Here is a 23,188-nt window from a genome sequence, read left to right as displayed (position 1 = left end):
CTGTAAACTGCAGTTCAGAACTGCGTGGTTGCTGCGCCGCGAGGTCGCATTGCAGAGGTGTTATTGTACAATACGCCGGTTTACGGACGTCCCCACCAGATCCGTCGCAGGACCGCCCCGAGGCCCGGGCCGGTCCGTTTTCATGCGCTGATCTGGCACGAGGAGAAGGGGATGCCCGGCGCCGCAGGGTCCCGCATTGGGCGGCGCACGCAGCATTCGAAAACAATCTAAACAAGGTGTGCGAATGAACCGCATCGCGAACGTTTTTGCTGTCGCAGCGCTGTCCCTGGCATCGGTCTTTTCCATGGCCCATGCCGAAGAGCAAAAAGTCGCCAAGGCCGACGCCGCGCGCGGCGAAACGATTTTCAACACCGGTGTGCCCGCCAGTGGCGTGCCTGCATGTGCCAGTTGTCACGGCGCCGGCGGCAACAGCGCCATGAACGTCAACCCGAAGCTGGCTGGCCAGCACGCCGAATACATCGAAAAGCAGCTCAAGGATTTCAAGGCCAAGACCGACCGTAACCAGCCGGTCATGTCTCTGTATGCCGGCGCGCTGTCGGACCAGGACATGAAGGACATTGGTGCCTACCTGGGTAAGCAACCGGCTTGGAAGCCGGGTTCGGCCAAGAGCAAAGACACCATCGAGCTGGGCCAGAAGCTGTATCGCGGCGGCGACGCCAAGCGCGGTATCGCAGCATGCGCAGGCTGTCACGGCCCGACGGGTGCCGGTATCCCGGCGCAATATCCGCGTATTGCAGGTCAGTTCTCCGAATACACTGAAGCTCAACTGGTTGCGTTCCAAAGCGGCACCCGCAAGAACAGCGTACAGATGCGCGACTTGGCTGGTCGCATGACGGCCCAGCAGATCAAGGCGGTGGCCGATTACATTGCCGGTCTGCGCTAATCTGCCGCACCCGGCCGTCATGTGACGGTCGCACAATCAACAAGAAGAACAGGGTGGCAATGCGCCTGGCATCGCCACCCTGTTTTCGTTTCTGAACAGGTTGTCTCCCAGCATGTCTTCGGTCTCCACTTCCGGCGTCCAGATCCGCTCCCGACGTCGCGCGCTGCGCGAAACGGTCGAGCTGCTGTCGTCGATGCGCTTTGCCATCAGCCTGCTGACGGTGATCGCCATTGCCAGCGTGATCGGCACGGTGCTCAAACAGAACGATCCGTATCCGAACTACGTCAACCAGTTCGGGCCGTTCTGGGCCGACGTGTTCCGCTCGCTGACGCTGCCCACCGTCTATAGCGCCTGGTGGTTTCTGCTGATCTTGGCGTTTTTGGTGGTGTCGACCTCGCTGTGCATTGTGCGCAACGCCCCCAAGATGCTGGCCGACATGCGCTCCTGGCGCGAGAACGTGCGCGAAGGCAGCTTGCGTGCGTTCCATCACCGCGACGAATTTGATTCGCCCGTCGCTACCGCAACCGTCATCGCTCGCTTGGCCGCACTTGCGCAGAACCGCGGCTTCCGCATCAAGGCGTTCGCGCGCGAGGGTGGTGCGACGCTGATCACCGCAAAGGCCGGGGCGGGCAACAAGATCGGCTACATCCTTGCGCACACGGCCATCGTCGTGATCTGCATCGGCGGGCTGCTGGACGGCGACATGATGATCCGCGCGCAGATGTGGTTTGGCGGCAAGTCGCCCATCAAGGGCAATGCGGTCATCAGCGACATCGGCCCGGAACATCGGCTCTCGACCTCGAACCCCGGCTTTCGCGGCAATGCGTTCGTGCCGGAAGGTTCGAGCGTCAGCACGGCGATCCTGAACATCGCCGATGGCGCGCTGATCCAGGACCTGCCGTTCATGATCACGCTCAAGAAGTTCACGGTTGAGCATTATTCGACCGGCATGCCAAAGCTGTTCGCCAGCGACATCGTCGTGACCGACCGTCGTACCGGCAAGCAGACCGCCGCACGCGTGGAGGTGAACAAGCCGTTCGTGTATGACGGCGTGGCGATCTACCAGTCGAGCTTCGAAGATGGCGGCTCGAAACTCAAGCTGACCGGCTTCCCGATGCAAGGTGATAACGCCAAGACGTTCGACATGTCGGGCGTCGTGGGCGAAAGCTCCAAGCTCACCGGCAAGGGCGGCGATTACACGGTCGAGTTCTCCGACTTCCGCCTGATGAATGTCGAAACGGTGACGGACGCCTCCGGCAAGCAGGACGCTCGCGGGGTCGGCAAGAAGGACGGTGCGGAAAGTGGTCTGCGCGCGGAGCTTGGCAACGTGACCAAGATGACGCGCGACCGCGACCTGCGCAACGTCGGCCCCTCGGTCCAGTACAAGCTGCGCGACGCCAACGGGCAGGCGCACGAGTTCAGCAATTACATGCAGCCGGTCACGCTGGACGGGCAGTCGGTGTTCCTGGCCGGCATGCGTTCACAGCCGGACGAGCCGTTCCGCTACCTGCGCATTCCTGCGGACGCACAAGGCACCGTTCGCGACTGGATGCGCCTGCGCGCTGCGCTGCAAAATCCGGCGATGCGGGGCGAAGCGGCGCGCCGGTTTGCGCTGCTCTCCATGCCCGGCGAGCAGCGTGCGGAACTGCGCAACCAGTTGATGGAAAGCGCCCGTCGCGCGCTCGACCTCTTTGCTGGCGCTGCCGATGTAAAGGACGGCTCCGCGGGTGCGCAGGGCGGCTTTGCCGCAGTCGCTACCTTCCTGCAGAAATCGGTGCCCGAAGGCGAGCGCGAGAAGGCCGCCGATGTGCTGATGAAGATCATCAACAGCTCGATGTGGGAGCTGTGGCAACTGGCCCGCGCGCAGGACGGCCAACCGGCCCCCATTGTGGATGCCGCCAGCAGCCAGTGGTTGCAGAGCGCCATCAACGCGCTGTCGGACAATGCCTTCTACGGTGCACCGGTGTATCTGCAGCTGACCGACTTCCAGCAAGTGCAGGCCAGCGTGTTCCAGCTCACACGTGCGCCGGGCAAAAACATCGTGTATCTTGGGTCGTTGCTGCTGGTGCTGGGCGTGTTCTCGATGTTTTACGTGCGAGAGCGCCGCTGGTGGCTGTGGATCCGGCCGCAATCCGGTCAGGCCAACGAAAGCGCCTCCGGCGCACATGTGCTGACCGCCATGTCGACCATGCGCCGCACGCTCGACTTTGACCGCGAGTTCGAGCGCCTCAAGCACGATATTCGCGCCGCGGCAGGAGCCCCGAGCGCCCCCGATGCCGCCGGTGCAGCGAGCGTCGACCCCAAACCAACGAAGTGAGCCGGTGATGGAAGCGAGCAATCCCCAAACGACCATGGCGAGCGCCGATCTGGGCGCGTTGCAACGCCCATCGTATTTCCGCCGCCTAGGCTGGTTTGACTGGCTGTTTGCTGCAATGCTGGCGGCCGGCGCTGGTTATGCCTTTTCCCGCTATGGCGCTTACATGGATGGCTACGAGCGCGGCATTCTCGTCGCCGCCGTGCCCGCCTTCGCATGGCTGGGCTGGACATGGAAGCCGGTGCGCGTGCTGATGATCGGCATCGCCGTGCTGGCGCTGTTCGGTATCTCGCAATATGCCGGCGCCAATGGCCCGGATCTCGCCCGCGCTGAACACGCCTTCTTCCTCAAGTATTTCCTTGCGAGCCAGTCGGCCATCCTGTGGATGAGCGCACTGATCTTCCTGTCCACGCTGTTTTTCTGGACGGGTTTTCTGCTGCGCTGGGAAGCGGGTGGATCGATCGGCAGCAAGCTGTGCTGGGCGGCCGTGGTGCTCGGCCTGACCGGCATGCTGGTGCGGTGGTATGAGTCGTACCTGGTGGGCGCAGACATTGGCCACATCCCCATCTCGAATCTGTACGAGGTGTTCATCCTCTTTACGCTGATCACCTCGCTGTTCTATCTGTACTACGAGCAGCGTTACAAGACGCGCGCGCTGGGGCCGTTCGTGATGCTGGTGGTGTCGGCAGCGGTGGGTTTTCTGCTGTGGTACACGGTGTCGCGCAGCGCGCAGGAGATCCAGCCGCTGGTGCCGGCACTGCAAAGCTGGTGGATGAAGATCCACGTACCGGCCAATTTCATTGGCTACGGCACGTTCGCGCTGTCGGCTATGGTGGGCGCGGCTTATCTGCTGAAGGAGCGCGGCGTGCTCGCCGATCGCCTTCCGTCGCTCGAAGTGCTGGACGACGTGATGTACAAGGCCATCACCGTCGGGTTTGCGTTCTTCACCATCGCCACGATTCTCGGTGCGCTGTGGGCGGCTGACGCCTGGGGCGGCTACTGGAGCTGGGATCCGAAGGAAACCTGGGCGCTGATCGTTTGGCTGAACTACGCCGCGTGGCTGCACATGCGCCTGATGAAGGGCCTGCGTGGTCGCATGGCGGCTTGGTGGGCGCTGATTGGTCTGTTGGTGACGACGTTCGCCTTCCTGGGCGTGAACATGTTCCTCTCAGGCCTGCACAGCTACGGCGAGCTGTAAGCCGTCAGTCACAAAAAAATCTCGGCGGACTGGAATAAAGACGCGCCTAGCGTGTTTACTGCTCAGTGAGGGCGCGATCGGCGCGCCCCTCCATCTCAGGAGAACAAGATGAGCCAGTCCGCAGCTTCCCAGAAGTTGTTCAATCCGCGCGCCGCATTGGCCGGCGCCGCGCTGCTTGCCGCATTCGGTTTGGCAGGCTGCAGCGGCATGGGTATGGGCATGGGCGGGTCGTCCACGCCATCCGCCGTCAAGGTGACCAACGGCACGCTTACGGATCAGCACGGCATGGCGCTCTACACGTTCGACCGTGACGCCATGGCCGGCAAGAGCGCCTGTAACGGCAAGTGCGCCGAGAACTGGCCGCCGCTGGCTGCCAATGACGCCGACAAGCCGTCGGGCGATTACACCATCATCACGCGCGACGACGGCAAGAAACAGTGGGCCTATCGCGGCAAGCCGCTCTACCTCTGGACCAAGGACAAGATGCCCGGTGATCAGACCGGAGACGGCTTCATGAACGTTTGGCACATCGCCAAGCCGTAAGCCCCCCGCCTTCGCTCGCGCTCATATGTCCGACCTGGCCAGCCGGCTGATTGCGCTCACGCCACGCCTGCGCCGACACGCGCGCGGCCTGATGCGGGATGCCAGCCGTGCCGATGATCTTGTCCAGGACACGCTGGAACGCGCCTGGCGTTATCGCTGGCGGTTCCAGCTACGGCCCAGGCTTGGGCCGATCGGGCAGATTGGCGCAAAGGGCGAGGGCGACGGGTTGTTTGCCTGGCTGCTCACCATCATGCATCGGCTGCACCTGAACGCCGTGCGCCGGCCCGATCGGATCGAGCTGAGCGACTCACCTCCCGAGATCCCCGTCGACGACGACCCCGGTTTGCGCCGCGACTTGCTGCGTGCGCTGGCGACGCTGCCCGAAGACCAGCGGGCGGTACTGCTGCTCGTCGGTCTGGAGCAGTTCGCCTACAAGGAAGCCGCCGACGTGCTGGGCGTGCCGGTGGGCACGGTGATGTCGCGGCTGTCGCGGGCGCGTGAGCGGATGCGCGTGGCGCTGGATGGCTCGCCCGCTGCGTCCCGTGCATCGGCGGTGTCTGGCGACGGGAGCAGCGCAGCGCTGCACCGCGTGAAGTGAGGCTCGCCATGTCCTCCAATTCCATTCATATCGACGAACTTCACGCCTATGCTGACGGCCGCTTGCCCGCGGCACGGCGCGCCGTCGTGGAGGCTTATCTTGCTGCGCACCCGCACGCAGCCGCCGAGGTCGCGGGCTGGCGCAGGACGGACGCGCAATTGCACCACGCGCTCGATCCGCTGCTCAACGAACCTGTGCCGCAGCGCCGCATTCCGGCGGCAATCTTGGCGGCAGCACGTCGCCCGACGGCCGGCGGCTTCGGCGCGATGCGCGGCTGGAGTGTGGTGGCGTTGAGCGTCGCCTGCCTGGCCATTGGCTCGGGTGCCGGTTGGCTCGGCCGAGGTGCCGTCGAGCGCACCATGCCCATGCAACGTTTCGCGAACGATGCACTCGTATCGCACGTCGTCTTTTCTCCCGAGTCCAAACACATGGTGGAGGTGCCGGCCGGCGAAGAGGCGCATCTCGTCACATGGTTGTCGCGGCGGCTTGATGCGCAGTTGCGTATTCCAGACCTGACGTCGCTCGGCTACCGGCTCATCGGCGGGCGCCAGACGGTCGTGGCGGATGCGCCGACGGCCATGCTGATGTACGAGGGGCCGGGCGGCACGCGGATCTCCGTGCAGTTACGGCGCATGCCGAACAATCGCGATACCGGTTTCCGGCTAGAGACGCTCGCGCCCGACAACCGCGTGCTGCAGGCGATTCATCCTGCGGTGGATCACCCGCCACCGATGGCGTTCTATTGGGCGGATCGCGGTCTGGGGTTTGCGGTCGCCGGCCCGCTGGCGCGGACGCAGTTGCTGGAAGTGGCCCAGGTGGTCTATCGGCAGTACAGCGAATTCACCGGGCCTGCGCCCCGCAAGGAATAGCACTAACTTTTTTTCCCGCACGCTGTCAGGTTGGCGGCGCGGGCACGACCAACGCACATGGGACAGCGCTCCCGCACAACGAGGACCACGAATCATGTTGATCAAGACTGACCGCTGGCTGCGTGGCGACGACATCCCCGCCAGCGAGATCACGCCGCAGCACATCTTCGAGCAGCGCCGTCGCTTTTTGGCCGCTGCCGCCATGGGCGCTGCCGGCGCAACGCTGGCGCCGTGGGCCTCACGCGAGGCCTTTGCCGTCAACCCGTCGCTAGCCAAGCTGGCCGGCAAGCCGAATCCTGCGTACACGACCGTGGAGAAAGCGACCCCGTACGACCAGGTCACCACGTACAACAACTTCTACGAGTTCGGCACCGACAAGGCCGACCCGGCGCGCTATGCCGGCACGCTGCGCCCGCACCCCTGGCAAGTCAGCGTGGAGGGCTTGGTGAAGACGCCCAAAACCTACGACCTGGACGACCTGATGAAGCTCGCGCCGATGGAAGAGCGCGTCTACCGCCTGCGTTGCGTCGAGGGCTGGTCGATGGTGATTCCGTGGGTGGGCTTTCCGCTGGCCGAGCTGATCAAGCGGGTGGAGCCCCAGGGCGGCGCCAAGTACATCCAATTCATCTCGCTGGCCGACAAGCGCCAGATGCCCGGCATCAGCAGCCCCGTGCTGGAGTGGCCGTACAGCGAAGGCCTGCGCCTGGACGAGGCGATGCATCCCTTGGCGCTGCTCACCTTCGGGCTCTACGGCCAGGTGCTGCCGAATCAGAACGGTGCGCCCGTGCGCGTGATCGTGCCGTGGAAGTACGGCTTCAAGAGCGCCAAGTCGATCGTCAAGATTCGCTTTGTCGACAAGCAGCCGCCGACGAGTTGGAACCTTGCTGCGGCCAACGAATACGGCTTCTATTCCAATGTGAACCCGACCGTGGATCACCCGCGCTGGAGTCAGGCTACCGAACGCCGCATCGGCGAAGACAAGGGCGGCTTTGGCGGCCTCTTCGCACCCAAGCGCAAGACGCTGATGTTCAACGGCTATGAGCAGGTTGCGCCGCTGTACGCGGGCATGGACCTGCGCAAGAACTTCTGAGGCCGACATGACACTGTTGCCGCCGATGTTGCCGCCCAAGCAGTTGCGTGTGGTGAAGGCGATCGCGTGGGTGGTCGCGCTCGTGCCCTTCCTGCGCATCGTCTTCCTGGGCGCGACGGACCAGTTCGGGCCGAACCCGCTGGAGTTCGTCACGCGCTCGACCGGCACATGGACGCTGGTGCTGCTGTGCTGCACGCTGGCCATCACGCCGCTGCGCCGCATCACGGGCATGAACTGGCTGATCCGGCTTCGCCGCATGCTCGGGCTGTACACGTTCTTTTACGGATCAATCCATTTCCTGATCTGGTTGCTGGTCGATCGCGGGCTCGACCCAGCGTCGATGCTCAAGGACATCGTCAAGCGGCCCTTCATTACCGTGGGCTTTGCGGCGTTCGTGCTGATGATTCCCCTGGCCGCCACGTCGACCAACGCGATGGTGCGCAGGCTTGGCGGCAAGCGTTGGCAGTGGCTGCACCGGCTTGTCTATGTGACCGGCGTGCTCGGCATCCTGCACTACTGGTGGCACAAGGCCGGCAAGCACGACTTTGCCGAGGTGTCGATCTACGCCGCGGTGATGGCCGTGCTGTTGGGGCTGCGGGTGTGGTGGGCTTGGCGCTCGCCACGCAGTGCGATGGCTGGAGGCGCGATGCCGGCGCGCGATTGACACTGGTCGCGCCCATGAAAAAAGCCGACGTTTGCGCGTCGGCTTTTTCTTTGCGATGCAGGCTTACGCCGGGAACAGGTGCTCGCCGCGGATCAGGTCTTCAAAGCACTCGCGCTCGCGTGCGAGGTGCATCTTGTCGCCATCGACGATGACTTCGGCGGCGCGATTGCGTGTGTTGTAGTTGGAACTCATCGTGAAGCCGTACGCGCCGGCTGACAGGATCGCCAGCACGTCGCCGGGCTGCACCGCCAGCGAACGGTCGCGGCCGAGCCAGTCCCCGGATTCGCACACCGGGCCCACCACGTCGTAGACGACCGGCGCGCTCTGGCCTTCGCGCACCGGCACGATGTGGTGATACGCCTCGTACATCGCGGGGCGGGCGAGATCATTCATGGCCGCATCGACGATGCAGAAGTTTTTGCTCGCGCCAGGCTTGAGGTATTCGACGCGCGTGAGCAGCAGGCCCGCGTTGCCCACCAGCGAGCGGCCCGGCTCGAACAGCACGGTGCGATCGCCAAAGCCGCGTTGCTCGACGCGGTCCAACAGCGTGCGCGCGAAGGCTGTGATGTCCGGCGGCGTCTCGTCTGTGTAAGTGATGCCCAGGCCACCGCCCACATCAATGTGCGACAGCCGAATGCCCTCGGCGTCGAGCTGCGTCACCACGTCGAGCACCTTGTCCAGCGCATCCAAATACGGCGACACCTCGGTGATTTGCGAGCCGATATGGCAGTCGATGCCGACCACGCGCAGGTTCGGCATCGCAGCCGCCGCGCGGTAGGTCGGCAGCACTTCGTCAAACGCCACGCCAAACTTGTTGCCCTTCAGGCCCGTCGAGATGTACGGGTGCGTCTTGGCGTCCACGTCCGGGTTGATGCGCAGCGACACGGGCGCGACCTTGCCCATCGAGGCGGCCACGTCGTTCAGGCGGTGCAGCTCGGGAATCGACTCCACGTTGAAGCACGCCACGCCGACCTCCAGCGCGAAGCGCATTTCGTCTGCGCTCTTGCCTACGCCCGAGAACACCACCTTCGCGGCCGGCGCACCGGCGGCCAGCACGCGCTTGAGTTCGCCGGCGGACACAATGTCAAAGCCTGCGCCAAGCTGCGCGAACACCTGCAGCACGGCCAGGTTCGAGTTGGCTTTCATGGCGTACTGCACATGCGCGTTGCGACCTTCGCATGCGGCGGCGTAGGCCCGATAGTTGGCTGTGAGCGCGGCGCGCGAGTACACGTAGGTGGGCGTGCCGAACTGCGCGGCAATCGCGTCCAGCGCGACGCCTTCGATCATCAGCGCGCCTTCCTGGCGGATCAGGGACTCGGACATGAGTGGGAACATTCTGGGTGCAGCCCTGGATTAGGGCGGCGCCGGTTGAGCAAAAAAGACGGTATCAGCGGTTCGCGGGTACCGCGCTGGCGGCATCGGCGGCTGCGGGTTTGGCGCCCGGCACCGGGGGCTGCGGCACGGCGTTCGGGCCGGCGATGCCAGGGTCGGTGGTTTGCGGCGCGGTTGGCGCCGGCGGCACCTTGGGCATGTACAGCGGCCCGCGAATCCCGCAGCCGGATAGGCCTGCGACCGTCAGGGTCAGGCCGACAGTGGCTACAATGGCGGCGGTTCGTATCATCGGATGATGGTGCAGAAAGGATGCCCCAGGGGTCAGGCCCTTGCGGCGATCGGAGTCATATGGGACGAGGCGCCTGCTGGTCAGGACGGGCCGGAAAGGGCCGCCACGCAACGTCCGCGCAAGATTTTGGAGTGTAGCATGCCCCCCCTGAGCGAATCGGAGTTCCTGGCGCTGGCTGAAGCGGAACTCACCCGCATCGAAAGCATTGTCGAAACGGCTGCAGAGGAGGCCGATGCCGACATCGAGATCAACCGTACCGGCAACGTGCTCACGCTTGAATTCGACGATGGCTCCAAGATCATCATCAACAGCCAGGCGCCGATGCAGGAACTGTGGGTGGCTGCGCGTGCCGGCGGTTTCCACTTCCGCCGTGGTGACGACGGCCGCTGGGTCGACACGCGCAGCAAGGAAGAGCTGTACGTCGCGCTGTCACGCTATGTTAGCCAGCAAAGCGATGTGGATGTGACATTGGCCGCCGGCTGAGCGCAACGTTCTTGTCGGATGCCAAAAGAAAAGCCGCCCCGAAGGGCGGCTTTTTCGTGGGCGCGAAGTTCAGTTGCCGCGGAACATGTCGAGAATCTTCTGCTTCTCCTGTTCCTGCGTCGGCGCCAGGTTGACGCCAGGCTGCGGTTGGTCGCCGGCCGGTGCGGATGCTCCCGGCATGGCATCGCCCAAGCCCACCGAAGCCACGCCCTGACCGTTGGCGTATTCCTCGTAGGCCCAGTCGCCGGCCATCTGCACGACGCCTTCGGGCGGCTGACGCTCGGTCTGCGGTTCACCTTTGAGCGCGTAGCTCATGTAGTTGATCCAGATCGGCAGGGCCAGGCCACCACCGGTTTCGCGATCGCCCAGGCTGCGCGGGTTGTCGTAGCCCATCCAGGCCACGCCGACCACCTTGGGCGTGTAGCCGCAGAACCAGGCGTCAAACGAGTCGTTGGTGGTGCCGGTCTTGCCGGCCATGTCGTTGCGGCCCAGCTTGACCTTGGCCTGGTAGCCCGTACCGCCAGACACAACGCTGCGCAGCAGCGAATCCATGATGAAGTCGTTGCGCGGGTCGATCACGCGCACGGCGTCCTTGCCGGCGGTCATCGGATGGCTCTGCTGCACGACCGTGCCGCGCGCATCCACCACGCGGTCGATGATGTACGGGTTCACGCGGTAGCCGCCGTTGGCGAACACCGAGTAGCCGCTCGCCATCTGCAGCATCGTCACCGAACCTGCGCCCAGCGCCATCGGCAGGTAGGCCGGGTGCCGATCGGCGTCGAACCCGAAGCGCGTGATGTACTGCTGCGCGTACTGCGTACCAATCGCCCGCAGAATCCGCACCGACACGAGGTTCTTCGACTTCTGCAGCGCGCGGCGCATCGTCATCGGACCGTCGTAGCCGCCGCCGTAGTTCTTCGGCTCCCACACCTGGCCACCGGTGTCGCCGGTCGGGATGGAGAGCGGCGCATCGTTGATCACCGTAGACGGCGAGAAACCCTTGTCCACCGCCGCCGAATAGATGAACGGCTTGAAGCTCGAACCCGGCTGGCGCCAGGCCTGCGTGACGTGGTTGAACTTGCTGCGGTTGAAATCGAAGCCGCCGACCATCGAATAGATCGCGCCCGTCTGCGGGTCAAGGGAGATAAAGCCCGAAGCCACTTCCGGCAGCTGCGTGATTGACCACTTCTGCGTCTTCGTGTCCTGAATCACACGGATCACCGCACCCGGGCGCAGCCTGATCTTCGGCTGCGCGTTGTTCGACAGCGCGGCTTGTGCAAAGCGCAGACCGTCGCCCGCCAGGTCGATCGTCTCACCGGTCAGCATCGTCGCGCGCACCAGCTTGGGCGTCACGCTCACCACCACGGCCGATTGCAGATCGTCGCTGTTCGGATGTTCGAGCAGGGCGTCGTCGATGGCCTGTTCGCGCTCTTCTGCGTCGGAGGGCAGATCGATGAATGCTTCCGGGCCGCGATAGCCATGACGGCGCTCGTAGTCGAGAATGCCGCGGCGCACGGACTGATACGCGACATCCTGGTCGGCCTTGCGCAGCGTGGTGTAGACATTCAGGCCGCGCGTATAGGTTTCTTCGCGGTACTGCGCATACATGAGCTGACGCACCATTTCGGCGACGTACTCGGCGTGCACGTCGAACTCATGGCCTTCGCCGCGCACCGGCAGTTGCTCGTTGATGGCCTGGGTGTACTGCTCCGGCGTGATGTAGTGCAGGTCGCGCATGCGCTGCAGGATGTATTCCTGACGCACCTTGGCGCGCTTCGGGTTCACCACCGGGTTGTACGCCGACGGCGCCTTGGGCAGGCCGGCCAGCATGGCCGCTTCGGCCAGGGTGATGTCCTTGATGTTCTTGCCGAAGTAGATCTGCTCGGCGCTGGCAAAGCCGTACGCGCGCTGACCCAGGTAAATCTGGTTCATGTACAGCTCGAGGATCTGATCCTTTGTCAGGCTCGCCTCGATCTTGTACGAGAGCAGCATCTCGTAGATCTTGCGCGTGTACGTTTTCTCGCTCGACAGGAAGAAGTTGCGCGCCACCTGCATCGTGATGGTCGATGCGCCTTGCGACAGGCCGCCGTGCAGGTTCGCCAGGCCCGCGCGCAGCACGCCGATGAAGTCGACGCCGCCGTGCTCGTAGAAGCGGTCATCCTCGATGGCCAGCACCGCGCGCTTCATCACGTCGGGCATCTGCGTGATCGGCACGAAGCTGCGGCGCTCCTCGCCGAATTCCCCGATGAGGACGTTGTCGGCGGTGTACACGCGCAGCGGAATCTTCGGGCGGTAATCGGTGATCGCGTCGAGCGACGGGAGGTTGGGCGCGGCGACGAGCAGGGCATAGCCCAGCAGCAGCGCTCCGACGACCCCCATGGCAACGAACAGGCCGAGCATCCAGAGAAGCAGTCGCACCCACAACGGGCGGCGGGCTTTGGGCGGCTTGGGCGAAGCTGGGGTGGTTTGGGCAGTAGCCATTACAGGTGGGCACCGGGGGTGTCAGTCAGCGTGGCGGCGATTATATCGTCGCGGCTTCAAGGGTCTGACGGCATCGGACGTAACAGCACGTAACCAGTGTCACCTCAGCGCACGAGACTGCACTTGTGCGCCGCGTCATGCTCACTGGGCGCGCGAATTGTGCGCCCGCCGTATCTTGATTCAAGACGGCTAAGAATCAGCCGATAGAAGTAGACGGAGCGGAAATCAAGTCAGACGAAAGGGGTATCCCCCGACCGTGGGGTTTTGACAACGCTTTCCGAAGGGCGTGGCGCGAAATGCATCGCGGTCTGCCTGAGCGTTTGCCTGTTCTAAAGGATTTTGTGAGAATCCAGCAGCAAATCTAAGCAGGCTATGGCGCACGTTGGATTTGCGACGGGCGCCAGGGTTCAAAAAACTATAAACGGTGGGGTGTCTCTGTGCGACGGGGTTTGTTGTCCGGCCTGCTGCGCCGCAATATCGTCGGGATAGATATCGGGTCTTCCAGCGTCAAGGTGGTGGAGTTGTCCGCCAACGGCAAGCAGGGGGATTTCCGTCTCGAAAAATGCGCCAGCGAGCTGATTGAACGCAGTGCCGTCGCCGACGGCAATCTGGTGAATATCGATGCGGTGGGCAATGCGCTCAAGCGTGCCATCGCCAAGGCGGGCATTCGCGGCAAGGAAGCTGTGCTTGCCATTCCCGCAAGCCTGACGGAATCGCAAACCGTCAGCCTGCCCGACAACCTGACCGAAGACGAGCTTTTCGTGCAGGTCGAGAGCGAAGCCAACCGGCTGTTTCCGCCCTCGCAGAACGTAAATTTCGACTATGTCGTGATCGGCCCGTCCGAAACCGAAGGCGGGATCGGCGTGCGTGTCACGGCAACGGTTTCGGAGCGCGTGACCGAGCGCGTGACCGCCGCCGAGATGGCCGGTCTGAAAGCGATCGTCATGGATGTGGAAGAGAACGCCATCCAGCGCGCCATGACGCACATGCTAGCCGTCAAGCCGGACGCCACCGAAACCGAGACGCGCGACATGCCCGTCGTGGCGATGTTCCACCTGGGCGGGGCGCGCTCGCACGCACTATTCTACCAAGGCTGGAAGGAGTTGTATGACCAGCCGATGTCCGGCTCGGGCGACCAGCTCACGCAAAGCATCTCGCGTCTGTTCTCACTCGATCTGCTCAAGGCCGAGGTGAAGAAGCGCAAGAACACGTTGCCCGACGAATACCGTAGCCAGCTGCTCAAGCCCTCGCTCGAGACGCTGGCCATGGAAGTGGGGCAGGCGATCCAGAATTTCCTGTCGACTTCGAGCGTCGGCCGCGTGGACGAGATCGTGCTCTCGGGCGGTCACGCATCGTTGCTGGGCGTGCAGACCGCGATCCAGCAACAGACGCAGATCAATACGACGCTGGCCAATCCGTTCGCCAACATGGGCGCGGCCAAGAACGTCAACGCGCGCTATCTGCAGCGCGATCTGCCGGCCTACATCGTCAGCGCGGGCCTTGCCCTGCGCGGGCTGCAATAAGGAGCTGACGATGGCCAATGAAAGCGCGAATGCCGTGAATGCCGTGAATGCGCTCCCGAACGTCAATCTGCTGCCGTATCACGCAGAGCGACGTGCCGGTAAGCGCAAGAAAGTCTTCATGAGCCTGGGCGGCGCTGCCGTTGCGGGCGCAGTGGTGGTGTTCCTGGGCGGCATGGTGATCGATCACCAGACTGAAGAGGCGCAACGCATCAACGACATCCTCACGCAGAAGAACGCGGAGATGGACAAGCAGATCGCCGAGGTCAACACCCTCAAGAAGGACATCGACGACCTGCTGCAACGTCAGCAAGCGGTGGAAAGCCTGCAGAACCAACGCAACCGCCCGGTGCAGTTGCTCGAAGAACTGGTGCGCCAGGTGCCGGACGGCATCTATCTCACCTCGCTCAAGCAGGATGGCGAGCGTTACACCGTATCGGGTGTGGCCCAGTCCAACGAACGCGTGTCGGACCTGCTGCGCAACCTGGGTGCGGTGCCCTGGCTGGATCACGCCGAGCTGGGTGAATCGGTGGCCACCACCATGACCAACAACCTGAAGGAACAGCGCCGTCTGTTCAACTTCACGATCCGCTTCCAATGGAAGGCCGAGCCGGCAACGCCGGCCAAGCCGGGTGCGGCCACGGCGAGGAAATAACCATGGCGCTCTCGACCGAAATTTCGCTGGAAGACCTGGTCAGCCAGTTCCGTGGCCTGAACCTGAATGAGCCGGAAACGTGGCCGATGGCGCCGCGCATCCTGTTCATGATTCTGTCCGCCGTGCTGGTGATCGGACTAGGTTGGCAGTTCTATTGGAGCGGCAAGTTTGACGAGCGGGACGCCAAGCGCACCGAGCAGAGCAACCTCAAGTCCGCATACCAGAGCAAGCTCGCGCAGGTGGTGAACCTCGAAGCGCTGCGCAAGCAGAAGGCTGAGGTGGAGCAGCGTGTCGCGAAGCTCGAGCTGCAATTGCCCAACAAGACCGAAATGGATGCGCTGCTGGCCGACGTCAACCATGCCGGTATCGCGCGTGGCCTGACTTTCGACCTGTTCCGTCCCGCTGCCGCCGTACTCAAGCCTTACTACGCCGAGATTCCGGTGGCGGTGAAGGTGAATGGCCGCTATCACGACATGGCGCTGTTCGCTGCAGACGTGGCGGCGCTGTCACGCATCGTCACGCTGCAGAACATCTCGCTGACGGGCACCAAGGATGGCGGCATGGTGATGGAAACGCGTGCTGAGGCCTACCGGGCGCTCGACGCCGACGAGCAGGCGGCTCAGCGCAAGGCGAATGCCGCCGCCAAGGGAGGCGCCAAATGAGGGGCCGCACCATGAGCCGTCGCCGCATGTCGCACGTTCTGCGTCTGTCGCCCCTGTGCCTGGCCGTCGTGCTGACGGCCTGCGGCGCGAGCGAAGACGATGAATTGCAGCAATGGATGCAGCAAGCGCGCCAGAGCGTCAGTACGACCGTGCCGCCGCTGCCCGAGCCCAAGCCTTACGCGCCGCGCGAATACACGACCACCAAGCAGACTGATCCGTTCAGCGTGCAGAAGGTGGCAGAACTCTCGCGCGCGCAGAACGAATCGCCGGAACCGAATCGCCGTCGCGAGCCGCTGGAAGACTATCCGCTGGAAGCCTTCAAGCTGGTCGGGACGATGAAGCGCAATGGCGAGACGGAAGCCGTCCTGTCTGTCGGGGACAAGACGCAGCATGTGCATGTGGGGCAGTACATCGGACAAAACTATGGTCGCATCGTCCGCATCGGAGACCAGGAACTCACCCTGCGTGAGCTGGTGCGCGAAGGCACGACCGAATGGAAAGAAAAAATGACGACCCTGAAAGTTCAGGAGAGCGCGCAATGACGATGCGTCTTGTGAAGGGCGGCCTGTCGCAGGCAACCCGAGTGGCCCGGGGGGGCGCGGTGGCATGGCTTTCGCTGTGCCTGTTCATGATGGCCGGTCAGGCTGTCGCTCAGCAGGCAGCGCCTGCGGCGGCAGTCTCCGGCAACACGATCGAAAAGGTGGAGCAGGCTTCGGCCGGTGAATCCACTGTGGTGACGGTCACGCTCAAGAACGCGCCGACCCAAAAGCCGGTCGAGTTCAGCACGCAGCAGCCCGCGCGCATCGCCATCGACTTCTTCGGGGCAACCTTTGCGCAAGGCCGTGCCAATTACCAATACGGCGGCAAGCTGCTGCGTTCGGCGAACGTCGTGCAGATCGGCGATCGCACCCGCGTCGTGCTCGATTTGTCGCGCCAGACGCAGTACAAGTCCGAGGTGCGCGGTAACCAGTACGTACTGACGCTGGAAGCCGCACCGGTGGCCGCGGCTGTCTCGGCGCCGACCTTCTCGGCTCCGACACCCGCTGCAGGTGCTGAGCGTCCGGCCGTGCGCAACGTTGATTTCCGCCGCGGCGAGGACCTCGCCGGCCGCGTGGTGGTCGATTTGTCGACTGCCAACTCGGCGATCAACATTGCGCAGCAAGGTCAGAACCTCGTGGTCGACTTCGTCGGTGCGACGCTGCCGCAGTCGCTGCGTCGCCGCTATGACGTGAGCGATTTCGGTACGCCCGTGCAGGCCATGCGCGCTACCGACAACGGCACTGGCGCACGCCTGATCATCGAGCCGCGCGGTAACTGGCAGTACAGCTCGTACCAGACCGACACGCAGTTCGTCGTGGAAGTGCGCCCCACCAAGGAAGACCCGAACAAGCTGATTTCCGGCCCGGGTTACCGTGGCGAGCGCCTGTCGCTGAACTTCCAGAACATCGATGTGCGTTCGTTGCTGCAAGTCTTCGCCGACTTCACGAACCTCAACATCGTGACCAGCGACAGCGTGACGGGCACCCTTTCGCTGCGTCTGAAGGATGTGCCCTGGGATCAGGCACTGCAGATCGTGCTGGATTCGAAGGGCTTGGCGTCGCGCCGCAACGGCAACGTGCTGTGGGTTGCCCCGCGCGGTGAGCTGGCCACGAAGGAGAAGGCTGAGCTTGAGTCGCAGCAGCAAGTGACCGAGTTGGAGCCGTTGCGCAGCCAGGTGTTCCGCCTGAACTATCAGAGTGCTGGAGATGTGCGCAACATGTTGCTGGGTACTGGAGCCGCAGGTGGGGCAGGCGGTGCCGCTGGCGGCGCCGCGACTTCACGGATTCTGTCCAAGCGAGGCTCGCTCACCGCGGATACGCGTACGAATCAACTGTTTGTCTCCGATATTCCGAGCAAGCTCGAAGAGGTGCAGGCCTTCCTCCAGAAAATCGACATCCCTGTTCGCCAGGTGATGATCGAGGCCCGCATCGTTGAGGCTGACGACACGTTCAGTCGCAACCTGGGTGCCAAACTGGGCTTCGCGTCAAAGACGAATGGCGCGGGTTACGGCAACACCTACACCAACGTGGTGTCGCCTGTGACCAAAGACGCTACGTGGGACAACAGCCCGGCGCTCAGCTTCCCGGCCAACGGCATCAACGGCGTGAACGCAGCCAGCGTTGCCGTGAGCTTGTTCAACGCCGGTGCCGGCCGTTTCCTCGCACTGGAGCTGTCCGCGCTGGAAGCTGACGGCCGCGGCAAGATCGTCTCCAGCCCGCGCGTGGTCACTGCCGACAACATCAAGGCGCTGATCGAGCAGGGTACTGAGATTCCGTACCAGCAGGCGACCTCTTCCGGCGCGACTTCGGTGCAGTTCAAGAAGGCTAACCTGAAGCTGGAAGTGACGCCCAAGATCACGCCCGACGGCAACATCTTCCTGGATGTGGACGTCAACAAGGACAGCGTGGGTATCCAAACGACCAACGGTTTTGCCATCGACACCAAGCACGTACAGACGCAGGTGCTGGTAGAGAACGGCGGCACGGTCGTGATCGGCGGTATCTACACGCAGAACGAGCGGACCGACATCAACAAGGTGCCGCTGCTGGGTGACATTCCGGTGCTGGGCAACCTGTTCAAGAGCACGAACAAGATCAACAACCGCACCGAGCTCCTCGTCTTCCTGACGCCGCGAGTGCTGTCCGATCAACTGTCGCTGAAGTAATCGGCGATAGCATCGCGATCCGAAAGCCCGGCCTCCTGCGTGGAGCGCCGGGCTTTTTTGTGTCCTGCCCCCGGGTTTGTGCAGGATGGTGACCAAATGCCACTACAATCAAGCTCAAATTCCTGATTTCACGCGATTTTGTCTGTTTCCAACGTTTTTTTCGTCGGCTTGATGGGCGCGGGCAAGACCACGGTCGGCCGGGCGGTGGCGCGCCGGCTCGATCTGCCGTTCTTCGACTCCGACCATGAGATCGAAGCGCGCTGCGGCGTGCGTGTGCCGGTCATTTTCGAGCACGAGGGCGAAGTGGGCTTCCGTGATCGCGAAACCCACATGATCGACGAACTCACCTCGCGCGATGGCGTGGTCCTCGCCACCGGCGGCGGCGCCGTGCTCCGGCCCGAGAATCGCGCTTTCCTGCGCGAGCGAGGCACCGTGATCTACCTGCGCGCCAATCCGCATGACCTGTATCTGCGCACGCGTCACGACAAGAACCGGCCACTTCTGCAGACCGAAAACCCGCGTGCCAAGCTTGAAGAACTGCATGCGATCCGTGATCCGCTATACCGTGACGTGGCGCACTTTGTCATCGAAACGGGCAAGCCCACCGTGGCGCAGCTTGTTAATATGGTGCTGATGCAACTTGAGGTGGCCGGCATTGTGGCGCCGCCGGCAGGCACCTCCACCTCCTCGCAAGTCTCCCCTCAGTCATGATTACCGTTGATGTTGACCTTGGCGATCGAGCCTATCCGATCCATATCGGCTCTGGGCTGCTTTCCAAGGCCGAGTTGTTTGCCCCCCACATTCGCGGCGCGCGTGCCGTGATCGTCACCAACGAGACCGTCGCTCCGCTCTATGCAGCCAAGGTCGAGGAGGCCATTCGTTCGCTCGGCAAGGCTGTCGACACCGTCGTGCTGCCCGATGGCGAATCGTTCAAGAAGTGGGACACGCTCAATCGCATCTTTGATGCGCTGTTGACGGCGGGCGCAGACCGCAAGACCACGCTGATCGCGCTGGGCGGCGGCGTGATCGGCGACATGACCGGCTTTGCCGCTGCCTGCTACATGCGCGGCGTGCCCTTCATCCAGGTGCCGACGACGCTGCTGTCGCAGGTTGATTCCTCTGTGGGCGGCAAGACGGGCATCAACCACCCGCTGGGCAAGAACATGATTGGCGCGTTCCACCAGCCGCAGGCGGTACTGGCGGATATCGATACGCTACGCACGTTGCCTGCGCGCGAGCTGGCTGCCGGCATGGCCGAGGTCATCAAGCACGGCGCAATTGCCGATGCCGATTACTTCGCCTGGATCGAGCAGAACATCAAGGGCCTCAACGATTGCGATACCGACCTGATGGCCGAAGCCGTGCAGGGCTCGGTCCGTATCAAGGCGGCTGTCGTGGCGCAGGACGAACGCGAGACCGGGCTGCGAGCCACGCTCAATTTCGGCCATACCTTCGGCCACGCCATCGAGGCCGGCCTGGGCTACGGCGAATGGCTGCACGGCGAGGCCGTCGGCTGCGGCATGGTGATGGCGGCGGACTTGTCGCATCGCCTGGGCTTTATCGACATCGATACGCGCAACCGAATCACCGCGCTCACGCGTGCGGCCGACCTGCCGACGGTGGCGCCGGACCTGGGCGTCGATCGCTTCATCGAGCTGATGCGCGTCGACAAGAAAGCCGAAGCGGGCGAGATCAAGTTCGTGTTGCTGCGCAAGCTGGGCCAGGCGTTTGTGACCACGGTGCCCGATGCCGACTTGCGCGCCACCTTGCAGCACGCCGTGCTGCGACCACCGACCGAAGCGCCCGTCGCCTGAGACAAGATGAGATGGCCTGATGAACGACCGATTTGATTTGCCGGCCGCCCCGTTCGATCTCGAAGGTCATCTCGCCCCCTACGCCGCGCATTCTGCGCAGACGCGCGGCCGCGTCCACGCCGAGCCGCCATCCACGTCGCGCACTGAGTTCCAGCGTGACCGCGATCGCATCATTCACAGCACCGCGTTCCGCCGGCTTGAATACAAGACGCAGGTCTTCGTGAATCACGAAGGCGATCTGTTCCGGACCAGGCTCACACACAGCCTGGAGGTCGCGCAGATTGGCCGGTCGATTGCGCGCAGCCTGCGTCTGAACGAAGACCTGGTCGAAGCGGTTTCGCTGGCACACGATCTGGGCCACACGCCCTTCGGCCACGCTGGCCAGGACGCGCTCAACGATTGCATGAAGCCGTATGGCGGCTTTGAACACAACCTGCAGAGCTTGTTGGTCGTCGATCGGCTGGAAGAGCGCTACGGTGGTTTTGATGGCTTGAACCTGACGTTCGAAACGCGCGAGGGCATTCTCAAACATTGCTCGCGAAATAACGCGGCCACGCTGGGTGACCTGGGCCGGCGCTTTCTCGAAGGGCAACAGCCTTCTTTGGAAGCACAGCTGGCCAATCTTGCCGATGAGGTTGCATACAACAACCATGATATCGACGACGGCCTGCGCTCCGGCCTGATTACGCTGGAGCAACTCGAAGGCGTGCCGCTGTGGGCCATTCACCGGCGCGAAGCCGAGGCCGCGTTCCCGAATGTCAGCGGCCGGCGCCTGATCAACGAAACCATTCGCCGCATCATCAACGCGCTGATCGTCGATCTGATCGGCACCACGCGTGCCGGCATTGCCGACGTTGCGCCGCGATGTATCGACGATGTGCGCGCCGCGCCAGCGCTCGTCGCGTTCTCAGATCCGATGCGCGAAGAGGCGCGCGCGCTCAAGCGCTTCCTGTTCGACAACCTGTATCGGCATTACCTCGTGATGCGCATGGCCGCGAAGGCGCGCCGCATCATCGACGATCTGTTCCGCGTCTTCATGGACGACCCGCGCCTGCTGCCGCCGCAGTACCAAGCGAAAGCCACCCCCGAAGAGCAGCCGCGCTGGATTGCGCATTACATCGCGGGCATGACGGATCGCTACGCCATCAAGGAGCACCGCCGCATCTTTGCCGTAGATGCGGTTTGAGTAACGGCAGTAACGGTCGAGCCGCTATCCGATCGCCTGGCTCCCAAGCGATCTGAAACCAGGTCAAAAGCAAACGCCCAAAAAAAATGCCCGGCCGCCCCAACGCATGCCGGGCCGAACGCGCCAACCACCGCCGACGAGCGCCCCCGCCGTCGACGGCCCCTGCGGCACGTCGGTAAAAGTCGATCAGGACAGTGTCAGTTCGCTGATCGTCCTCCCTTAAAAGCGATAACCCAGGCCGACGCCCAGCAGCCATGGGTCAACCTTGACCTTGCTGATGGTCTGACCGGCCATCTTCACGTCGGCGCTGATCCAGGTCTTCTTCAGGTCGACGTTGAAGTAGAGGCGATCGGTCAGGCGATAGTCGAAGCCGGCCTGCAGCGCGGGGCCGAAGCTGTTCTTGCTGAGGTCCAGCGAGCCAACGCCCGGCACCTGCAGATTCACATTCGAGATGCGGGTGTAGTTGATGCCCGCGCCCAAGTACGGCTTGAAGCGCGACTCGGGCGTGAAGTGGTATTGCATCGTCAGGATGGGCGGCAAGTGGCGGAAGCTGCCGATCTTGGTCGGGCCGCCCAGCGCGCTTTGCATGACCGTGACGTCCTGTTGTTGCGGGTAAGTCAGGATCAGCTCGGCCGCGAGGTGCGGCGTAAAGAAGTACGAGATGTCCAGCTCAGGCAGGACCTTGTTGTTGATCTGAATGGCATCAGCCGGAATGGCCAGTGCGGGCACCGCGTCGGATTTGTTGGCGGCTGTCAGGTTGACGGCGCGCAGACGCACCATCCAGTTGCCGGTGGCCGGCGCCAAATCCGTGCTCTGCGCAAAGGCGGTCTGGCTGAATCCGGCGGCAAGCATTCCGGCGGCAACAGCTACGGTGGCTAGGCGGTGAAAAGCCATGAATCGCTCCCTCTCTTGTCGTCTCGTGATGTGATGGGAGCCAGTCTCGCGGGGAAGTCGCTTGGCCGATTTGCTCGGGATCAAGTTCACCCCGTCGTCGATGACGCGTACGGCCGCCAATTTGACGGCACGCAAACTCTGCCGTCGCCCCTCGACGACAGTCGGGATGCAAGCGTTTGCCTGCCAAAAATTGGGGACAGGTTCGCCGGCTTCACGCTACGATGGCGCTTTTCGCCGCACTGTCTTTTCCATGGCCCGCCTGCCTCGCCTCAGTCCCACCGATGTCCCTGTGCACGTGTTGCAGCGCGGCAACAATCGCCAGGTCGTTTTTCGCGGTGACGACGACTACGCGTTTTATCTCGATACGTTGCGCATGGCCGCGCGCGAGCACGACTTTGCCGTCCATGGCTTCTCACTGATGCCGAATCACGTCCACCTGGTGGGAACGCCCAAGGTGGCGGACAGCCTTTCGCGCACGCTGCAGGCGGTCGGGCGGCGCTATACGCGGTACTTCAACGCCGCGGCCGATCGCAGCGGAACGCTGTGGGAAGGGCGTTTCCGCTCGACCGTGCTGGACCCGGCCGAATGGGTGTTGCCGATGCTGCTGTATGTGGAGTCCAACGCCGTGCGCGCGGGTCTCGTCAGCACGCCGGAAGACGACCGATGGAGCACGTATCGGCACCATGTGGGTATCCAATCCATCCCGTGGGTGAGTGACCACTATTGCTATTGGCGGCTTGGTAATACGCCTTTCGAGCGCCAATCTCGCTATCGAACGTTGTGGCATGAAGGTTTGGGCTCAGATCAGCTGGCGCAGATTCGCCAGCATGTGCACAGCGGTTGGCCGCTTGGCAACGAGGCGTTTCTCGCGACACTGGCGCGCGCCGGAGGCCGCCGCGTTGCCCCATTGCCCAAAGGGCGACCGCCTCGCCAACCCGCAGAAGCGGTCGCGGAGGGCGGCGTGCGTACCGAATAGCGAGTAGCGGCG

Annotated in this window: 22 protein-coding genes; 18 read left to right on the top strand and 4 right to left on the bottom strand. The window is 63.5% G+C overall.

Going from position 1 to position 23,188, the window contains the following annotated elements; genetic code table 11:
* Positions 1–244 precede the first annotated feature (244 nt).
* From ACTJK4_RS22730 to msrQ, 8 genes are all read left to right on the top strand, one after another.
* A complete protein-coding gene (locus ACTJK4_RS22730) occupies positions 245–904 on the top strand; it encodes a c-type cytochrome (RefSeq protein WP_232041192.1) in 660 nt (219 codons plus the stop codon).
* Between the two features lie 112 nt (positions 905–1,016).
* Positions 1,017–3,221 (top strand): cytochrome c biogenesis protein ResB, encoded by a 2,205-nt coding sequence (locus tag ACTJK4_RS22725; protein ID WP_316871530.1) that lies wholly within the window; start codon positions 1,017–1,019, stop codon positions 3,219–3,221.
* A gap of 7 nt (positions 3,222–3,228) precedes the next feature.
* Entirely contained in the window at positions 3,229–4,416 is a 1,188-nt protein-coding gene (gene ccsB / locus ACTJK4_RS22720) for a c-type cytochrome biogenesis protein CcsB (RefSeq protein WP_092975806.1), read from the top strand.
* Between the two features lie 108 nt (positions 4,417–4,524).
* Positions 4,525–4,959 carry a COG4315 family predicted lipoprotein gene (locus ACTJK4_RS22715; protein WP_232041190.1) on the top strand — a complete coding sequence of 145 codons (435 nt, stop codon included), beginning with the start codon at positions 4,525–4,527 and terminating at the stop codon, positions 4,957–4,959.
* Between the two features lie 25 nt (positions 4,960–4,984).
* On the top strand, positions 4,985–5,557 hold the full coding sequence (locus tag ACTJK4_RS22710) for an RNA polymerase sigma factor (RefSeq protein ID WP_440819042.1): 573 nt from the start codon (positions 4,985–4,987) through the stop codon (positions 5,555–5,557).
* Between the two features lie 8 nt (positions 5,558–5,565).
* Positions 5,566–6,426: an anti-sigma factor family protein gene (locus tag ACTJK4_RS22705; RefSeq protein WP_440475931.1), complete on the top strand. Its 861-nt coding sequence runs from the start codon at positions 5,566–5,568 to the stop codon at positions 6,424–6,426.
* A gap of 94 nt (positions 6,427–6,520) precedes the next feature.
* The gene (gene msrP, locus ACTJK4_RS22700) at positions 6,521–7,516 is read left to right on the top strand and encodes a protein-methionine-sulfoxide reductase catalytic subunit MsrP (RefSeq protein WP_440819040.1); all 996 of its coding nucleotides are present in this window, start codon (positions 6,521–6,523) and stop codon (positions 7,514–7,516) included.
* 7 nt (positions 7,517–7,523) lie between these two features.
* Complete coding sequence (gene msrQ / locus ACTJK4_RS22695; protein ID WP_232041186.1) at positions 7,524–8,180, top strand: protein-methionine-sulfoxide reductase heme-binding subunit MsrQ; 657 nt, start codon at positions 7,524–7,526, stop codon at positions 8,178–8,180.
* Positions 8,181–8,243: 63 nt separating this feature from the next.
* Here msrQ and lysA read toward each other — a convergent pair whose 3' ends face one another.
* On the bottom strand, positions 8,244–9,503 hold the full coding sequence (lysA, locus tag ACTJK4_RS22690; RefSeq protein ID WP_260804358.1) for a diaminopimelate decarboxylase: 1,260 nt from the start codon (positions 9,501–9,503) through the stop codon (positions 8,244–8,246).
* A gap of 64 nt (positions 9,504–9,567) precedes the next feature.
* Entirely contained in the window at positions 9,568–9,801 is a 234-nt protein-coding gene (gene lptM / locus ACTJK4_RS22685; RefSeq protein WP_004634541.1) for an LPS translocon maturation chaperone LptM, read from the bottom strand.
* 138 nt (positions 9,802–9,939) lie between these two features.
* Here lptM and cyaY point away from each other — a divergent pair, with 138 nt between their 5' ends.
* Complete coding sequence (gene cyaY, locus ACTJK4_RS22680; RefSeq protein ID WP_232041184.1) at positions 9,940–10,284, top strand: iron donor protein CyaY; 345 nt, start codon at positions 9,940–9,942, stop codon at positions 10,282–10,284.
* A 69-nt stretch (positions 10,285–10,353) separates the two neighbouring features.
* Here the strand turns inward: cyaY and ACTJK4_RS22675 are convergent, their stop codons facing one another.
* Entirely contained in the window at positions 10,354–12,765 is a 2,412-nt protein-coding gene (locus ACTJK4_RS22675) for a penicillin-binding protein 1A (RefSeq protein WP_440819037.1), read from the bottom strand.
* Between the two features lie 452 nt (positions 12,766–13,217).
* Here ACTJK4_RS22675 and pilM point away from each other — a divergent pair, with 452 nt between their 5' ends.
* The 8 genes from pilM to ACTJK4_RS22635 all read left to right on the top strand — a co-directional run bounded on the left by pilM (position 13,218) and on the right by ACTJK4_RS22635 (position 21,306).
* Positions 13,218–14,288: a pilus assembly protein PilM gene (gene pilM, locus ACTJK4_RS22670; protein WP_316871539.1), complete on the top strand. Its 1,071-nt coding sequence runs from the start codon at positions 13,218–13,220 to the stop codon at positions 14,286–14,288.
* Between the two features lie 10 nt (positions 14,289–14,298).
* Complete coding sequence (locus tag ACTJK4_RS22665; RefSeq protein ID WP_440819035.1) at positions 14,299–14,940, top strand: PilN domain-containing protein; 642 nt, start codon at positions 14,299–14,301, stop codon at positions 14,938–14,940.
* 2 nt (positions 14,941–14,942) lie between these two features.
* Positions 14,943–15,602 carry a type 4a pilus biogenesis protein PilO gene (locus tag ACTJK4_RS22660; RefSeq protein WP_260804092.1) on the top strand — a complete coding sequence of 220 codons (660 nt, stop codon included), beginning with the start codon at positions 14,943–14,945 and terminating at the stop codon, positions 15,600–15,602.
* Positions 15,599–16,144 (top strand): pilus assembly protein PilP, encoded by a 546-nt coding sequence (locus tag ACTJK4_RS22655; protein ID WP_045203028.1) that lies wholly within the window; start codon positions 15,599–15,601, stop codon positions 16,142–16,144. The genes ACTJK4_RS22660 and ACTJK4_RS22655 overlap by 4 nt, the downstream gene beginning before the upstream one ends.
* A gap of 2 nt (positions 16,145–16,146) precedes the next feature.
* Positions 16,147–18,306 (top strand): temperature dependent type IV pilus secretin PilQ, encoded by a 2,160-nt coding sequence (gene pilQ, locus ACTJK4_RS22650; RefSeq protein WP_440819065.1) that lies wholly within the window; start codon positions 16,147–16,149, stop codon positions 18,304–18,306.
* A 138-nt stretch (positions 18,307–18,444) separates the two neighbouring features.
* A complete protein-coding gene (locus tag ACTJK4_RS22645; protein WP_316871541.1) occupies positions 18,445–19,017 on the top strand; it encodes a shikimate kinase in 573 nt (190 codons plus the stop codon).
* Positions 19,014–20,120, top strand: a complete 1,107-nt coding sequence (aroB, locus tag ACTJK4_RS22640) for a 3-dehydroquinate synthase (protein WP_260804094.1) — start codon at positions 19,014–19,016, stop codon at positions 20,118–20,120. The genes ACTJK4_RS22645 and aroB overlap by 4 nt, the downstream gene beginning before the upstream one ends.
* Before the next feature lie 19 nt (positions 20,121–20,139).
* Positions 20,140–21,306 (top strand): deoxyguanosinetriphosphate triphosphohydrolase, encoded by a 1,167-nt coding sequence (locus tag ACTJK4_RS22635; RefSeq protein WP_440819032.1) that lies wholly within the window; start codon positions 20,140–20,142, stop codon positions 21,304–21,306.
* A 219-nt stretch (positions 21,307–21,525) separates the two neighbouring features.
* On the opposite strand, the gene ACTJK4_RS22630 is transcribed toward ACTJK4_RS22635, so the two are convergent.
* On the bottom strand, positions 21,526–22,200 hold the full coding sequence (locus tag ACTJK4_RS22630) for an OmpW/AlkL family protein (RefSeq protein WP_440819030.1): 675 nt from the start codon (positions 22,198–22,200) through the stop codon (positions 21,526–21,528).
* Between the two features lie 250 nt (positions 22,201–22,450).
* Between ACTJK4_RS22630 and ACTJK4_RS22625 the strand changes: the two genes are divergently transcribed.
* A complete protein-coding gene (locus ACTJK4_RS22625; RefSeq protein WP_232043061.1) occupies positions 22,451–23,176 on the top strand; it encodes a transposase in 726 nt (241 codons plus the stop codon).
* Positions 23,177–23,188: the final 12 nt, after the last annotated feature.

It is taken from the genome of Ralstonia sp. 22111 (assembly GCF_052045895.1).
GTDB lineage: Bacteria > Pseudomonadota > Gammaproteobacteria > Burkholderiales > Burkholderiaceae > Ralstonia > Ralstonia wenshanensis.
Note: the sequence above shows the minus strand (reverse complement) of the source record. Positions and strands in the feature narration are given on the sequence as shown.

Coding starts and splice junctions, on each gene's coding strand:
- ACTJK4_RS22660 (WP_260804092.1), top strand. CDS start 14,943: ATGGCGCTCTCGACCGAAATTTCGCTGGAAGACCTGGTCAGCCAGTTC.
- ACTJK4_RS22675 (WP_440819037.1), bottom strand. CDS start 12,765: ATGGCTACTGCCCAAACCACCCCAGCTTCGCCCAAGCCGCCCAAAGCC.
- aroB (WP_260804094.1), top strand. CDS start 19,014: ATGATTACCGTTGATGTTGACCTTGGCGATCGAGCCTATCCGATCCAT.
- ACTJK4_RS22730 (WP_232041192.1), top strand. CDS start 245: ATGAACCGCATCGCGAACGTTTTTGCTGTCGCAGCGCTGTCCCTGGCA.
- ACTJK4_RS22655 (WP_045203028.1), top strand. CDS start 15,599: ATGAGGGGCCGCACCATGAGCCGTCGCCGCATGTCGCACGTTCTGCGT.
- ACTJK4_RS22715 (WP_232041190.1), top strand. CDS start 4,525: ATGAGCCAGTCCGCAGCTTCCCAGAAGTTGTTCAATCCGCGCGCCGCA.
- cyaY (WP_232041184.1), top strand. CDS start 9,940: ATGCCCCCCCTGAGCGAATCGGAGTTCCTGGCGCTGGCTGAAGCGGAA.
- lptM (WP_004634541.1), bottom strand. CDS start 9,801: ATGATACGAACCGCCGCCATTGTAGCCACTGTCGGCCTGACCCTGACG.
- lysA (WP_260804358.1), bottom strand. CDS start 9,503: ATGTCCGAGTCCCTGATCCGCCAGGAAGGCGCGCTGATGATCGAAGGC.
- ACTJK4_RS22635 (WP_440819032.1), top strand. CDS start 20,140: ATGAACGACCGATTTGATTTGCCGGCCGCCCCGTTCGATCTCGAAGGT.
- ACTJK4_RS22725 (WP_316871530.1), top strand. CDS start 1,017: ATGTCTTCGGTCTCCACTTCCGGCGTCCAGATCCGCTCCCGACGTCGC.
- ACTJK4_RS22625 (WP_232043061.1), top strand. CDS start 22,451: ATGGCCCGCCTGCCTCGCCTCAGTCCCACCGATGTCCCTGTGCACGTG.
- pilQ (WP_440819065.1), top strand. CDS start 16,147: ATGCGTCTTGTGAAGGGCGGCCTGTCGCAGGCAACCCGAGTGGCCCGG.
- ACTJK4_RS22630 (WP_440819030.1), bottom strand. CDS start 22,200: ATGGCTTTTCACCGCCTAGCCACCGTAGCTGTTGCCGCCGGAATGCTT.
- msrP (WP_440819040.1), top strand. CDS start 6,521: ATGTTGATCAAGACTGACCGCTGGCTGCGTGGCGACGACATCCCCGCC.
- ccsB (WP_092975806.1), top strand. CDS start 3,229: ATGGAAGCGAGCAATCCCCAAACGACCATGGCGAGCGCCGATCTGGGC.
- msrQ (WP_232041186.1), top strand. CDS start 7,524: ATGACACTGTTGCCGCCGATGTTGCCGCCCAAGCAGTTGCGTGTGGTG.
- ACTJK4_RS22710 (WP_440819042.1), top strand. CDS start 4,985: ATGTCCGACCTGGCCAGCCGGCTGATTGCGCTCACGCCACGCCTGCGC.
- ACTJK4_RS22705 (WP_440475931.1), top strand. CDS start 5,566: ATGTCCTCCAATTCCATTCATATCGACGAACTTCACGCCTATGCTGAC.
- ACTJK4_RS22665 (WP_440819035.1), top strand. CDS start 14,299: ATGGCCAATGAAAGCGCGAATGCCGTGAATGCCGTGAATGCGCTCCCG.